This is a genomic window from Micromonospora trifolii (assembly GCF_022229005.1).
GTDB classification, from domain to species: domain Bacteria; phylum Actinomycetota; class Actinomycetes; order Mycobacteriales; family Micromonosporaceae; genus Micromonospora; species Micromonospora trifolii.
The window spans coordinates 165,092-179,216 of sequence record NZ_JAKKFD010000034.1 but is presented as its reverse complement, the minus strand read 5'-3'; the positions used below and the strand labels follow the sequence as shown (position 1 = coordinate 179,216).

Genomic DNA, 14,125 nt, shown 5'->3' with positions numbered 1-14,125 from the left:
CAAGTCTTGCCGGCTCAAACCTTTTCGCCCACCTTTGTGAGCGGCTTCACCAGCGGGAATGTCCGGCCGGTGCGGCGGCGGACCTGCCGCACCGACCGGACGCCCGCACCTCAGCGAGCGGCGAGAGCCTGCGCGGCCGGGCCCACCGGGGCCGGCAACGCACCGACACCACCCAGATAGCCGTGGATGGCGGCGGCCACCGCCCGCCCCTCGGCGATGGCCCAGACGATCAACGAGGCGCCCCGGTGCATGTCACCGGCCACGAACACCCCGTCGGCGTCGGTCTGCCAGTCGTCGCCAGCGTCGATGGCACCCCGAGGGTTGCGGGCCACACCGAACTGGGCCAGCAGCGGCTGCTGCTCGGTGCCCTCGAAGCCGATCGCCAACAGCACCAGATCGGCCGGCAGCTCCCGCTCGGAGCCCGGCACCACCGTGACGACCCGCCGGCCGTCGCGCTTCTCCACTGTCACCTCGGCGATCCGCACCGCCCGCACCTGGCCGGTGCCGTCGTCCACGAACTCCTGCACCGCCACGGCGAAGACCCGCGCGCCACCCTCCTCGTGCGCCGGGTAGCTGCGCAACACCCACGGCCAGGTCGGCCACGGGTCCCGGGCCTCGTCGCGCTCCTGCGGCGGCTGCGGGTACAGGTCGAGCTGGTGCACGCCAGCGGCGCCCTGACGGTGCGCGACGCCGAGACAGTCGGCCGCCGTGTCACCGCCACCGATGATCACCACGTGCTTGCCGGCCGCGTCGATCGGGGTGCCGTCGGGCAACACCGCCCGCGCCAGCCGACGCTCGCCGGTGGCCACCACGCCAGCCTGGTCGATGGCCGCCGTGGCAACCGCGCGATTCGCCGCGACCAGATGCGCCATCGCCTGGTGTACGCCCCGAAGCGCCCGCCCCGGGGTCTCCGGGGTGTCCCGGCCCTGCAACGCCCCACAGGCCAGCAGCACCGCGTCGTGCTCGGCGCGCAACTGCTCGGCGGTGACGTCCACCCCGACGTTCACGCCGGTGCGAAAGCGCACCCCCTCGGCGGTGAGCTGGGCCAACCGGGCGTCGATGTGCCGCTTCTCCAACTTGAAGTCGGGGATGCCGTACCGGAGCAGGCCACCGATCGCGTCGTCGCGTTCGTACACGGTCACCGCGTGACCGGCGCGGGCCAACTGCTGCGCGGCGGCGAGGCCGGCGGGCCCGGAGCCGACGACGGCGACCGACCGGCCCGACGGCGCCGGCACCGGGCGGGGGATGAACCCGCGCGCCGCGGCGGCGTCGGCGATCTCCACCTCGACCTGCTTGATGGTCACCGGTTGACCGCCGGAGATGCCGAGCACACAGGCCGCCTCGCAGGGCGCCGGGCAGAGCCGGCCGGTGAACTCCGGGAAGTTGTTCGTGGCGTGCAGGGACTCCACAGCGGCGTCCCAGTTGCCGGTACGCACCAGGTCGTTCCAGTCCGGGATGCGATTGCCCAGCGGACAGCCGTCGTGACAGAACGGGATGCCGCAGTCCATGCATCGGGTGGCCTGCTCACGGACCAACTCCTCGCCGGCCGGCGGGTACACCTCCCGCCAGTCGCTGATCCGCACCGGCACCGGGCGGCGGGCCGGCAGTCGCCGGTCGTAGCGCAGGAAACCGTTCGGGTCAGGCACGTGCCACCTCCTGGGCAGCCACCCGCGGAGCGGGCGGCACCGGCATCGCCGGCAGAGCGGGCGCGGTCAGTTCTGTCATGACCGCGTCGTCGACGTCGCGGCCGGCTGCTTCGGCGGCCCGCATGATCTCCAGCACCCGGCGGTAGTCGCGGGGTACCACAGCGGTGAACTCGGCCACTGCCTCCGGCCACCGCTTGAGCAGCTCCTCGGCGACCGCCGACCCGGTCTCGGCCACGTGCCGTTGGACCAGCTCGTGCAGGAGCGACTGCTCCTGCTCGCCCAGCGGCAACAGGTCGACCAGCTCCGCGTTGACCCGGGCCCGGTCCAGGTGGTGCACGTACGCGGTGCCGCCGGACATGCCGGCCGCGAAGTTCCGGCCGGTCGCGCCGAGCACCACCACAGTGCCGCCGGTCATGTACTCGCAGCCATGGTCACCGACGCCCTCGACCACGGCGATCGCGCCGGAGTTGCGCACCGCGAACCGCTCCCCCACCCGGCCGCGCAGGAAGACCTCGCCCGCCGTGGCCCCGTACAGGATGGTGTTGCCGGCGATGATCTGATCCTCGGCCCGCTGCCCCGGCTCGGCGTCCGGGTCGAGGAACGGCGCGGCGGCGTCCGGACGGACGATGAGCCGGCCCCCGGAGAGGCCCTTGCCCACGTAGTCGTTGGCGTCGCCGTGCAGGCGCAGGGTCACCCCGCGCGGCAGGAACGCGCCGAACGACTGCCCAGCCGTGCCGTGCAGCACGAACTCGATGGTGTCCTCGGGGAGGCCCGCGCCGCCGAAGCGACGGGTCACCTCACCGCCGAGCATCGCGCCGACGCTGCGGTGCTCGTTACGCACCGCCACCTCGACGCGCACCGGCGCCCCGTCCGTCAGCGCCGGACGGGCCAGCGCGATCAACTCATTGTCGAGCGCCTGCTCCAGGCCGTGATCCTGCGCGCGGACCCCGCGTCGGGCCGCACCGGCGGGCAGCTCCGGCAGGTGCAGGACGGGCGTCAGATCCAACCCGTGCGCCTTCCAGTGCGTCAGCGCCGGGGCCACGTCGAGCAGCTCGGACTGCCCGATCGCCTCCTCGATCGACCGGAAACCCAGCTCGGCCAGGTACCCCCGGACCTCCTCGGCGAGGAAGAGGAAGAAGTTCTCCACGAACTCCGGCTTGCCGGTGAAGCGCTCCCGCAGCACCGGGTTCTGGGTGGCGATGCCGACCGGGCAGGTGTCCAGGTGGCAGACCCGCATCATCACGCAGCCCTCGACGATCAGCGGCGCGGTCGCGAAGCCGAACTCCTCCGCGCCGAGCAGCGCCGCTACCAGCACGTCCCGGCCGGTCTTGAGCTGGCCGTCGACCTGCACGGTCACCCGGTCGCGCAGCTTGTTGAGCAACAGCGTCTGCTGCGCCTCGGCCAGCCCCAGCTCCCACGGGGTGCCGGCGTGCTTGAGCGAGTTCATCGGGGAGGCGCCGGTACCGCCGTCGTGGCCGGAGATCAGGATGACGTCCGCCTTGAGCTTCGCCACCCCGGCGGCGACGGTGCCGACGCCGACCTCGCTGACCAGCTTGACGTGCACCCGGGCCGCCGGGTTGACGCACTTCAGGTCGTGCACCAACTGGGCGAGGTCCTCGATCGAGTAGATGTCGTGGTGCGGCGGCGGGGAGATCAGACCCACGCCGGGGGTGGCGTGCCGCGTCCGGGCGATCCACGGCCACACCTTGTTGCCGGGCAGCTGACCGCCCTCGCCCGGCTTGGCGCCCTGGGCCATCTTGATCTGGAGATCGTCGGCGTTGACCAGGTATTCGCTTGTCACACCGAAACGGCCGCTGGCGATCTGCTTGACCGCCGAACGACGGGCCGGGTCGTACAGCCGCTCGACGTCCTCGCCGCCCTCACCGGTGTTGGACTTGCCGCCGAGCCGGTTCATGGCGATGGCGAGCGTCTCGTGCGCCTCCGCCGAGATCGACCCGTACGACATGGCACCGGTGGCGAACCGCTTGACGATCTCGGTGGCCGGCTCGACCTCCTCGATCGGCACCGCCGGACGGACCCCGGTGCGCAGGGTGAACAGCCCGCGCAGCGAGCCGGCCTGCGCGGCGAGCGCGTCGACCTTGGCGGTGTACTGCCGGAAGACGTCGTACTGCCGGCTGCGGGTGGCGTGTTGCAGCAGGAAGACCGTCTCCGGGTTGAACAGGTGCAGCTCACCCTCGCGGCGCCACTGGTACTCGCCACCGACCTCCAACCGGTCGGAGGTGGCGGTGCCGGCCGGCGGCCAGGCCAGCGCGTGCCGGGCGGCCACCTCGGTGTGCACGCCGGCGAGTCCCACCCCGCCGATACGGCTGGGAGTGCCCCGGAAGTAGCGCTCGACCAGCCGCCTGTCCAGGCCGACCGCCTCGAAGACCTGCGCACCGCAGTACGAGGAGACAGTCGAGATGCCCATCTTGGACATGATCTTCAGGACGCCCTTGCCGAGCGCCTTCGCGTAGTTGCGCACCGCGGCGGCGGGCTCCACCCCGGCCAACGTGCCCGTGGCGATCATGTCCTCGACCGACTCGAAAGCCAGGTACGGGTTGACCGCCGCCGCGCCGTAGCCGATCAGCACCGCCGCGTGGTGCACCTCCCGGCAGTCCCCGGACTCCACGATCAGCGCGGCCCGCGTACGGGTCTGCTCGCGGACCAGATGCTGGTGCACGGCGGCGGTGAGCAGCAGCGACGGGATCGGCGCCAGGTCGGCGTTGGAGTCCCGGTCGGAGAGCACCAGGATGCGCACGCCGTCCTCGATCGCCTCGGAGACGTGCCGGCAGATCTCGGTCAGTCGTGCCTTGATCCCGGCGGCGCCCTCCCGGATCCGGTACAGCCCGGAGACCCGGACCGCCTTGAAGCCGGGCAGGTCGCCGTCCTCGTCGATGGAGAGGATCTTCGCCAGCTCGTCGTTGTCGATGATCGGGTGCGGGAGCACGATCTGCCGGCAGCTCGCGGCACCCGGGTCGAGCAGGTTGCCCTCCGGCCCGATGGTCGACGCCAGGCTGGTCACCAACTCCTCGCGGATGGCGTCCAGCGGCGGGTTGGTCACCTGGGCGAAGAGCTGATGGAAGTAGTCGTAGAGCAGCCGCGGCCGGGTGGACAGCGGCGCGATCGGGGTGTCAGTACCCATCGAGCCGAGCGGCTCGGCGCCGGTGCGGGCCATCGGCCCGAGCAGGATCTTCAGCTCTTCCACCGTGTAGCCGAAGGTCTGCTGCCGGCGGCGCACCGAGTCGTGCGTGTAGACGGTGTGCTCGCGGGCCGGCAGGTCGTTCAGCTCGATCAGCCCGGCGTGCAGCCACTCGCCGTACGGCTGGGCGCCGGCCAACTCGGACTTGATCTCCTCGTCGTGCACGATACGCCCGGCCACTGTGTCGACCAGGAACATCCGGCCCGGCTGGAGACGCCCCTTGGCGACCACGTGAGCCGGGTCGAGGTCGAGGACGCCCGCCTCGGAGCCGAGCACCACGAGCCCGTCGTCGGTCTGCCACCAGCGCCCCGGGCGCAGCCCGTTGCGGTCCAGCACCGCGCCGACGATCTCGCCGTCGGTGAAGGCCACCGACGCCGGGCCGTCCCACGGCTCCATCAGGCTGGCGTGGAAGCGGTAGAAGGCGCGCTTGGCCGGGTCCATCCCCGGGTCGTTCTCCCACGCCTCGGGGATCATCATGAGCACCGCGTGCGGCAGGCTCCGCCCGGCCAGGTGCAGCAGCTCCAGGACCTCGTCGAAGTTCGCCGAGTCGGAGGCGGCGGGGGTGCAGACCGGGAAGACCCGCCGGATGTTGCCCGGCACGTTCGGCGAGCGCAGGAGCGCCTCGCGGGCCTGCATCCAGTTGCGGTTGCCCCGGATCGTGTTGATCTCGCCGTTGTGGGCGATGAACCGGTACGGGTGCGCCAGCGGCCAGGACGGGAAGGTGTTCGTGGAGAAGCGGGAGTGCACCAGCGCGATCGCGCTGTCCACCCGCTCGTCGCGCAGGTCCGGGTAGAACGCCGGCAACTGGTCGGGCGTGAGCATGCCCTTGTAGACCATGGTGCGGCTGGACAGCGACGGGAAGTACGCCGGGACGCCGCGCTCGGCGGTCTCCCGCTCGGCCTGCTTGCGCAGGCAGAACGCCACCCGGTCCAGCTCGATGCCGCGCAGCGGGGAGCCGGCCGGACCGTCGGGCGCGTCGGTGAGGCGGTGCGCGGCCAGGAAGAGCTGCCGGACCCGGGGCATCGCCGCCAGCGCGGTCTCGCCCAGGTCACTCGGGTCGATCGGCACGTCCCGCCAGCCGAGCAGGTCGGCGCCCTCGACCACTGCGTACTTCTCGACCACCCGACGGGCACGCGCCTCGGCGGCATCGTCGTCGGGAAGGAAGACCAGCCCCGTGGCGTACTCGCCCGCCGGGGGAAGCGCGACGTCGGCCACCGCGCGCAGGAACGCGTCGGGCACCTGGATCATGATGCCGGCGCCGTCGCCGGTGTTCGGCTCCGCGCCACGGGCGCCCCGGTGGTCCAGCCGACAGAGCGCGCCGAGCCCGTTGGCGACGACCGAGTGTGAACGCCGGCCGTGCAGGTCTGCCACGAAGGCCACGCCGCAGGCATCGTGCTCCTGCGCTGGGTCGTAGAGGCCCTGGGCGGACGGACGGGGGTGGGGCGTCGGGGACGCCTGCGGGCTGTGCGGCTGTTCTGTGTCCGCGTACGGCTGAGCCACCGGGCCTCCTGTCGTCACTCAGGTTGGATCATGGTGGGGACGACGTCGGCCCGTGGGTCTATTGAGTCTACGTTAGGGCCGGGGCCGCACGGCCACCCGAGATTGATCACACCGTCCACTGGCTGGGACGTGTAGTCTCGCGCGGTGGATCCGCTACACAAGCACGTCTTCGACCGGTTGGAACGCTTCTACGACGCGGTGCCCCGCGACGTCGCCGGTGCGGAGGATCATGGCGGGCTGGTGCTGTTCGTCCGCGAAGGCGACGGCTGGCCGTTCTACGCCCGTCCCCGCATCGACGCCACCGAGCCGCCGTCGCTGGCCGACGTGGCCTCGGTCCGCGAGCGCCAGCGGAAGCTGGGCCTGCCGGAGGCGTTCGAGTGGGTGCACGAGACGGCCCCCGAACTGCTGGCGGTGGCCCGCTCGGCGGGGCTCAGCGTGCTGGAGGCGCCGCTGATGGTGCTCGACCCGAGCGCGCTGCCCGACCCGGCGACGCTCACCGACGCGGCGGTGCGGGTGCTGGCAGCGGACTCCCCCGGCTTCGCCGCCGATGTCGCCGCCCGGCGTGCGGTGGCAGCTGTGGCGTTCGCCGCCGCCGGCACCGCGCCCGGTGGGGCCGGCCCGGCCGAACGCGACGCCGCCGTCACCGAACTCGAACTGGCAGCGCTCGACGAGGAGCGGGCCCGGATCGCCGACGGGCGACGGATCTCCGCGCTGGCCGGCACGCCGACCGAGGGCGCACTGGCCAGCGGCATGGCGATGCGGGTCGACGACGTCGCGGAGATCGCCGGGGTGGCCACCCTGCCGTCCGCCCGACGACGCGGGCTGGGCGCCGCGCTCACCGCCACCCTGGCCCGGGAACTGCTGGCGGCCGGCACCGAGCTGGTCTTCCTCTCCGCGGGCAGCGAAGAGATCGCGCGGGTCTACCTACGGGTCGGCTTCCGCCGAATCGGAACCGCCTGCATCGCCGAACCCGCCGCGCTCATCCCCTGACCGGCCCCCGCTGACCTGCCCCTCGGCCGAGGTCAGGTCGGTGGGCGCCACTGGGCGGCGGAGGCGACGGCGCTGGAGATCAGTCGGGAGTTGATGGTGCCCAGCGCGGCGTCCCGCGCGCGCAGCGCGAGCCGACCCCGGGTCTGGAGCACCGCCGACATCCGCCGGGTCTGCCGGACCACTGTCGCGGCCCGGGGGCGGCGCACCCTGTCGTACGCCTGGACGGCGTCGGGCAGTCGGGCCTCCCGCAGCAGCGACGCGAGCGTGGCGGCGTCCTCGAACGCGAGGCAGGCGCCCTGCCCGAGGTGCGGCGGCATGGCGTGCGCCGCGTCGCCGAGCAGCACCACCCCACCGGGCCCGACCGGAAAGCCGTACGCCCGGGGCAGCGGGCGCAGCTCGCGAACCTCCTGTTGGACCAGGTCGGCCGGCTCGGTGGCGTCCAGCAGCGCGCCGACCGGCTCGGGCCAGCCCGCGTACCAGCGGCGCAGCAGGGCGAGCTGGGTCTCCGGTGGTTCCGGGCGGGGCGCGCCGGCGGCCGTGGCCACCCAGTAGATGCCGCCCCGGCTGGACCCGCCCGAGGAGCCGCGCTCGCCCAGCGACGCGGCCACGAACCGGTAACCCGCGCCGAGAATCTCACCGGCCAACGGCTGATCGTCGGGGAGCCGAGGTGCCTGGTACCAGGGGATGACGGCCCGCCAGGCGGCGCACCCGGAGCTGACCACCCGGGACTCGGGCGCGAGTTGGCGGCGGATGCCGCTGTCCGTGCCGTCAGCGGCCACCACCAGGTCGGCCTCGATGGTCTGCCGCCCGTCGCTGACTCCCGGCCGCTCGCCCGGCTCGACCCGGACGTGGCGCACTGTCACCCCGGTCCGCAACTCGACCCGCTCGCCGAGGCCGGCGATCAGCGCGTCGTGCAGATCCTCCCGGTGCACCACCACCGGCATCCGGTCGGCCGGGATGGGCCGGGGCTGCACGAGCCAGTGCCCGTCCGGGCGACGGACGCCGCCGTCGGGCAACGGGGTGGCGATGGCGGCCAGGCCGGCGCCGAGGCCGAGGGCCTGGAGCGCGCGGACACCGTTGGGCCAGAGCACCACTGCGGTCGGCTCGGGGCGGACCCGTTCGGCGCGTTCCAACACTGTGACCTGCCAGCCGGAACGGGCCAGCGCGCCGGCCACGGCGAGGCCACCGACCCCTGCGCCGACCACCACCGCGCTTCGCATCGGTGCCGCTCAGCTGTCCCGGTCGGCGGGACGCGCGCCAGTGGCGTCGGCCCGGTCGGTGCGAGCGGCGGACGGATCGTCCGCCGGCTCGTCGTCGCTCGACGCGAGGTCGGCGGCTGCCGTGTCGTCGGACGGCTCGCTGTCATCCGGCCGGGAGTCGTCGTCGTTCGCCGGCGGTACGACGCCGGTGTCCTGCCAGGCGGCGTACTGCTCCTCGCTCACCACCCGGTAGCCCTCCGGCGCGGCGGCCCGCGTGGGGGTCTCCCGCTCGGAGAGGTCGACCTGGGACAGGTCCGACGTGGGGGGCGGGGTCGTCGTCGCCGCCGGGCCGAGCGGAATCAGGTAGTCCCGAGGGCCACGCACGCGTACGAAGTAGATGAGGGCGCCGAGGAAGACCAGGGCGGCGGTCCAGACGTTGAGCCGGACACCGAGGATCTGGTTGGCCTCGTCGGTGCGCATCAGCTCGATCCAGAACCGGCCGACGGTGTAACCCATCACGTAGAGCGCGAACGCCCGGCCCCGGCCCAGCTTCAGCCGGCGGTCGAGGATGAGGACCAGAGCCACGACGCCGAGGTTCCACAACGCCTCGTAGAGGAAGGTCGGCTGGTAGAGACCCGGTTCGAGGATCGGCTGGCCGGCATCGTCGCGCAGCGCGTGCCCGGGGTTGTCCGGGTCCATCCGGTGGATCTGCAGACCCCACGGCAGTGTGGTCCGGCCACCGAAGAGCTCGTTGTTGAACCAGTTGCCGATCCGGCCGACGGCCTGGGCCAGCGGCAGCCCGGGGGCCAGCGCGTCGGCCACCACACCGAACGGAATGCCGAGCTGTCGGGCCGCGATCCAGGCACCGACCGCCCCACCGGCGACGGCGCCCCAGATGCCGAGGCCGCCCTCCCAGATGGCGAACGCCTTCATCGGGTCCCCGCCGGCGCCGAAGTACTTCTCCGGTGAGGTGACCACGTGGTAGATCCGGGCGCCGATGATGCCTGCGGGCACCGCCCAGACGGCGATGTCGAGCACCGCGCCGGGCGCGACGCCGCGCTGCCGCAGCCGGCGCTCCGTCACCCAGCAGGCCAGCACGATGCCGGCGATGATGCAGAGCGCGTAGGCCCGGATCGGCACCGGCCCGAGCTGCCAGACCGCGGTGCTGGGGCTGGGCAGGGCCGCCTGGGGGGAGAGCGAGGCGAGGGTCACGGGTGCACACGCTACCGCTGCACACCCCCGCAGCGGCACCCCGGGCCGCCGGAGGGCGCATCCCGGTGACTTCTGGTTTGCGTCGCCGTAGGCTCTTTGTCCATGAGCGCGCTCACCTGGGCGGTCGCCGCGGTCGTCACCGACGACACCGGTCGGGTGCTGCTCTGCCAGCAGGGTCGGGGTGCCCGCCGCTACGCGTTGCCCGGCGGACGGCTGCGCCCGGCCGAGGGCCCGGTTCGGGCGGCGCTACGGGACATCCGCGCGGAGACCGGCTGGGACATCGAGCTGGTCGACCTGGTCGGGGTCTACCACCTGAGCGTCCCCTCGGGCGATGCCGCCGCCGGACGCGCCGGGCCGCTGCCGGACGTTCTCGTGCACGTGTTCCGGGCCCGCGCGGCCGGGGTCCGACCCGCCAGCGACCCACCGCCGGGCTGCCGGTTGTCGTGGCACTCCCCCGACGCGCTGCCCGAGGTGGTCACCCCGCTCACCCGGGCCGCCGTCACCGACGCGACGGCCGGCCGCTCCGGCGTGCTCCGCGACGTCCCCTGCGTGCCCGGCACCGTGCAGCCACCGGAGCAACGCGGCGAGGCAGCGACGGGCCCGCCGCCGTCCTGGAGCCGAGGGCCCGGTGGCCGTCACGCGATCGAGTCTGATGTCGGTGAGTCATCGTGATGACTCACCGACATCACGCTCACCAGGGAAGAGCTACCCGACCCGACGACGCGACAGCGATCAGCGGGTGGGGTTACGGACACCCTCGGCGAGTTCGGCGCTGAGCGTGCGCAGGGCGGCAAGCCCTTCGGCCTCGGTGGGCGCGTCGAGCACACACCGGACCAACGCGCTGCCCACGATCACCCCGTCGGCGTAACCGGCGACGGTGCCGGCCTGCGCGCCGGTGCCCACCCCCAGGCCGACACCGATCGGCAGGTCGGTGACCGCGCGGGCCCGGGAGACCAGCGTCGGGGCGGCGTCGGAGGTACGCGCCCGGGCGCCGGTCACGCCCATCACGGCGGTCGCGTAGACGAACCCGCGGCAGTGCTGCACAGTCATCGCCAGCCGGGCGTCGGTGGACGACGGCGAGACCAGGAACGTGCGGTCCAGCCCGTGCGCGTCCGAGGCGGCCAGCCACTCGTCGGCCTCGTCGGGGATGAGGTCCGGGGTGATCAGGCCGGTGCCGCCGGCGGAGGCGAGGTCACGGGCGAAGACGTCCACGCCGTACCGCTCGACCGGATTCCAGTAGGTCATGGTGACCACCGGGGCGCCGGTGGCCGCCACCGCCTCGATGATGCGCATCGTGTCCGCGGTGCGTACGCCCCCGGCCAGCGCGATGTCACTGGCCCGCTGGATCACCGGCCCGTCCATCACCGGGTCGGAGTAGGGGATCTCCACCTCGATCACGTCGACGCCGGCCTCGACCATGGCGGTCATCGCGGCGATGCTGCCCTCGACGGTGGGGAAACCGGCCGGCATGCAGCCGACCAGCAGTGCCCGTCCGTCGGCGCGGGCCTTGTCGAAGGCCACCCCGATCCGGCTCATCTCACCGCTCCTTGTCGAGGATGCCGAAGTAGTCGCCGGCGGTGTGCACGTCCTTGTCGCCCCGCCCGGAGAGGTTGACCACGATGGTGGGCTCCCGGCCCAGCTCCACGGCGAGCTTCGGGGCCAGCGCGACGGTGCCGGCGAGCGCGTGTGCGCTCTCGATCGCCGGGATGATGCCCTCGGTGCGGCAGAGCAGCTCGAACGCGGCCATCGCCTCGTCGTCGGTGACCGGCAGGTAGTTCGCCCGGCCGGTGTCGTGCAGCCACGCGTGCTCGGGCCCGACGCCCGGATAGTCCAGGCCGGCGGAGATCGAGTGCGACTCCAGGGTCTGCCCGTCGGCGTCCTGGAGCACGAACGTGCGGGTGCCGTGCAGCACCCCTGCGGATCCTCCGGTGATGCTCGCCGCGTGCCGGCCGGTGGCCACCCCGTCGCCGCCGGCTTCGAAGCCGTACAGCCGCACCGCCTCGTCGCCCACGAAGGCGTGGAAGATGCCGAGCGCGTTGGAGCCGCCGCCGACGCAGGCGGTGACGGCGTCCGGCAACCCGCCGGTGAGGTCCAGGCACTGCTGACGGGCCTCGTCACCGATGCCCCGCACGAAGTCGCGCACCATCGCCGGGAACGGGTGCGGGCCCGCGGCGGTGCCGATCAGGTAGTGCGTCTCGTCGACGTTGGCCACCCAGTCGCGCATCGCCTCGTTCATCGCGTCCTTGAGGGTGCGCGAACCGTTGGTGACCGGGACGACAGTGGCGCCGAGCATCCGCATCCGGGCCACGTTGAGGGCCTGCCGCTCGGTGTCGACCTGGCCCATGTAGACCACGCACTCCAGGTCGAACAGGGCGGCGGCGGTCGCGGTGGCGACACCATGCTGGCCGGCGCCGGTCTCCGCGATCACCCGGGTCTTGCCCATCCGCTTGGTGAGCAGCGCCTGGCCGAGCACGTTGCGCACCTTGTGCGCACCCGTGTGGTTGAGGTCCTCGCGCTTGAGCAGCACCCGCGCGCCGACCTTCGCGGAGAACCGCCGGGCCTCATAGAGCAGCGAGGGCGTGCCGGCGTAGTCGCGCAGCAGCGCGCCGAACTCGGCCCGGAAGGACTCGTCCGTCATCGCCGTACGCCACGCCCCGTCGAGCTCGTCCAGCGCGGCCACCAGGGCCTCGGGAACGAACCGACCGCCGAAGCGGCCGAAGTGGCCGGCGGAGTCGGGCTGCGGGCCGGCCACCGGGGCCAGCGCGTCGGCGCTCATCGGAAATCCTCTCGGTGGGACGTCAGACCGGCGCGGGGTCAGCGCACCGGCCGGGGCGTTGCCGGGTGGTTGCCGGCGTTGACCAACTCGGCGACCGCCTCGCGGGGGCTCTTCTGGGTGACCAGGCCCTCGCCCACGAGGACCGCGTCGGCGCCCGCGGAGGCGTACCGGATCAGGTCGTGCGGACCACGAACGCCGGACTCGGCGATCTTGACGACGCTGCTGGGCAGGCCCGGCGCGATCCGCTCGAACACCGACCGGTCGACCTCCAGGGTACGCAGGTCACGGGCGTTGACCCCGATCACCTGCGCGCCGGCCTCCAGCGCGCGGTCGGCCTCTTCCTCGTCGTGCACCTCGACCAGAGCGGTCATGCCCAGCGACTCGATGCGCTCCAGCAGGCCCATCAGGACGTTCTGCTCGAGTGCGGCGACGATCAGCAGGACCAGGTCGGCGCCGTGCGCGCGGGCCTCGTGGATCTGATAGCTGGAGACCACGAAGTCCTTACGCAGCACCGGCACTGTGACCGCGGCACGGACGGCCGCCAGGTCGTCCAGCGAACCGCCGAACCAGCGGCCCTCGGTCAGCACGCTGATCGCCCGCGCCCCACCGGCCGCGTAGTCGACAGCGAGGTCGGCCGGATCGGCGATCTCGGCCAGCCGGCCCTTGGACGGCGACGAGCGCTTCACCTCGGCGATCACGGCCACGCCGGGCTTGCGCAGCGCCGCGTACGCGTCCATGGGCGGCGGCGCCGCCGCTGCCAGTTCACGGATCCGCTCCAGCGGAACCTGCTCCTGGCGCCGGGCGACGTCTTCACGCACGCCAGCCAGAATCTCGTCGAGCACGCTTACGGACGCTGCCTGGCCGGCCTCGTCCCCCTCCGCGTGCGCATGCTCAGCAGTCACGAACGGACTCCCCTCTCCGGGCGTCATGGGCCGATGCTAGGGCCAGCCGACCGACACGGAATGCCGGGGGTATGGCGCTGCTCACGAAAAGGGCTGCGGCATAATGGCCGACTTGCCGTGAAGGGGTTGTCACGCAGCGCCACCTCCGGTATCGACCACCGTCACGCGGTATGGAGCCTGGCGGCCGCGGTCAGACCGGGCCGATCCATCGATCATGCCACCAGTTCCCCCTCCGCGCCCGACCACAGCGACATCGATCGATGCTGTGAGCAAGCTCAAGGCCGAACGGACGGTGCCTGCTCACGGCCGAGGCGAGACAGTTGACCGGGCGGTCACCGCGGCGAAACGTCGACCGGCGAGCATCGTCCTCGGGCAGACTCGATGGCGCGCCTGCCCCGACCGCAGCAACTCCTCGTGCGAGGTGACCATGAGCATTTCCGAGCCGCAACCGACCATCGGACTGACCACCATCTCGCGGACGGTGGCGTCGCTCGCCGTCGGAGTGGTGCACACCGTGGAACGCGCCGTGGTGGGCGAGGGACGGATGCGGACGGCCCGGGGCAACGCCTGGGAGGCGGTCTGCGCCGACCGGGCCCGCGCCGACCAACGCGCCGAGCTGAACCGCCTGGTCGCCGAGCTGACCGCCGCCCGCGCCGTCAGTAGCCGCACCCAGTGGGAGCGCCAGCCGGTCGGCTGACCGC

General features: G+C 73.0%; 10 protein-coding genes. 3 read left to right on the top strand and 7 right to left on the bottom strand.

Annotated features, from left to right (window positions below):
• Positions 1 to 110: 110 nt before the first annotated feature.
• Entirely contained in the window at positions 111 to 1,646 is a 1,536-nt protein-coding gene (locus NIE79_RS21090; protein WP_238680188.1) for a glutamate synthase subunit beta, read from the bottom strand.
• Positions 1,639 to 6,345, bottom strand: a complete 4,707-nt coding sequence (gene gltB / locus NIE79_RS21085; protein WP_238680187.1) for a glutamate synthase large subunit — start codon at positions 6,343 to 6,345, stop codon at positions 1,639 to 1,641. The genes NIE79_RS21090 and gltB overlap by 8 nt, the downstream gene beginning before the upstream one ends.
• 144 nt (positions 6,346 to 6,489) lie before the next feature.
• Here gltB and NIE79_RS21080 point away from each other — a divergent pair, with 144 nt between their 5' ends.
• Positions 6,490 to 7,335 carry a GNAT family N-acetyltransferase gene (locus NIE79_RS21080; RefSeq protein ID WP_238680186.1) on the top strand — a complete coding sequence of 282 codons (846 nt, stop codon included), beginning with the start codon at positions 6,490 to 6,492 and terminating at the stop codon, positions 7,333 to 7,335.
• A gap of 32 nt (positions 7,336 to 7,367) precedes the next feature.
• Here the strand turns inward: NIE79_RS21080 and NIE79_RS21075 are convergent, their stop codons facing one another.
• Positions 7,368 to 8,555 carry an FAD-dependent oxidoreductase gene (locus tag NIE79_RS21075; protein WP_238680185.1) on the bottom strand — a complete coding sequence of 396 codons (1,188 nt, stop codon included), beginning with the start codon at positions 8,553 to 8,555 and terminating at the stop codon, positions 7,368 to 7,370.
• 9 nt (positions 8,556 to 8,564) lie between these two features.
• Positions 8,565 to 9,746 carry a prolipoprotein diacylglyceryl transferase gene (lgt, locus tag NIE79_RS21070; RefSeq protein WP_238680184.1) on the bottom strand — a complete coding sequence of 394 codons (1,182 nt, stop codon included), beginning with the start codon at positions 9,744 to 9,746 and terminating at the stop codon, positions 8,565 to 8,567.
• Positions 9,747 to 9,848: 102 nt separating this feature from the next.
• On the opposite strand from lgt, the gene NIE79_RS21065 reads away from it, so the two are divergent.
• Entirely contained in the window at positions 9,849 to 10,418 is a 570-nt protein-coding gene (locus tag NIE79_RS21065; RefSeq protein WP_238680183.1) for an NUDIX hydrolase, read from the top strand.
• A gap of 60 nt (positions 10,419 to 10,478) precedes the next feature.
• Here the strand turns inward: NIE79_RS21065 and trpA are convergent, their stop codons facing one another.
• Genes trpA through trpC form a run of 3 tightly spaced genes read right to left on the bottom strand, consistent with a single transcriptional unit; the run spans position 10,479 to position 13,364 of the window.
• Positions 10,479 to 11,282, bottom strand: coding sequence for a tryptophan synthase subunit alpha (gene trpA / locus NIE79_RS21060; protein ID WP_238680182.1), 804 nt, complete (start codon positions 11,280 to 11,282; stop codon positions 10,479 to 10,481).
• 1 nt (position 11,283) lies between these two features.
• On the bottom strand, positions 11,284 to 12,522 hold the full coding sequence (trpB, locus tag NIE79_RS21055; protein WP_238680181.1) for a tryptophan synthase subunit beta: 1,239 nt from the start codon (positions 12,520 to 12,522) through the stop codon (positions 11,284 to 11,286).
• 38 nt (positions 12,523 to 12,560) lie between these two features.
• Positions 12,561 to 13,364 (bottom strand): indole-3-glycerol phosphate synthase TrpC, encoded by an 804-nt coding sequence (gene trpC, locus NIE79_RS21050; protein WP_030334428.1) that lies wholly within the window; start codon positions 13,362 to 13,364, stop codon positions 12,561 to 12,563.
• A gap of 487 nt (positions 13,365 to 13,851) precedes the next feature.
• Between trpC and NIE79_RS21045 the strand changes: the two genes are divergently transcribed.
• Positions 13,852 to 14,121, top strand: coding sequence for a hypothetical protein (locus NIE79_RS21045; protein WP_238680180.1), 270 nt, complete (start codon positions 13,852 to 13,854; stop codon positions 14,119 to 14,121).
• Positions 14,122 to 14,125 lie beyond the last annotated feature (4 nt).

Coding starts and splice junctions, on each gene's coding strand:
- NIE79_RS21075 (WP_238680185.1), bottom strand. CDS start 8,555: ATGCGAAGCGCGGTGGTGGTCGGCGCAGGGGTCGGTGGCCTCGCCGTG.
- NIE79_RS21065 (WP_238680183.1), top strand. CDS start 9,849: ATGAGCGCGCTCACCTGGGCGGTCGCCGCGGTCGTCACCGACGACACC.
- trpA (WP_238680182.1), bottom strand. CDS start 11,282: ATGAGCCGGATCGGGGTGGCCTTCGACAAGGCCCGCGCCGACGGACGG.
- trpB (WP_238680181.1), bottom strand. CDS start 12,522: ATGAGCGCCGACGCGCTGGCCCCGGTGGCCGGCCCGCAGCCCGACTCC.
- NIE79_RS21045 (WP_238680180.1), top strand. CDS start 13,852: ATGAGCATTTCCGAGCCGCAACCGACCATCGGACTGACCACCATCTCG.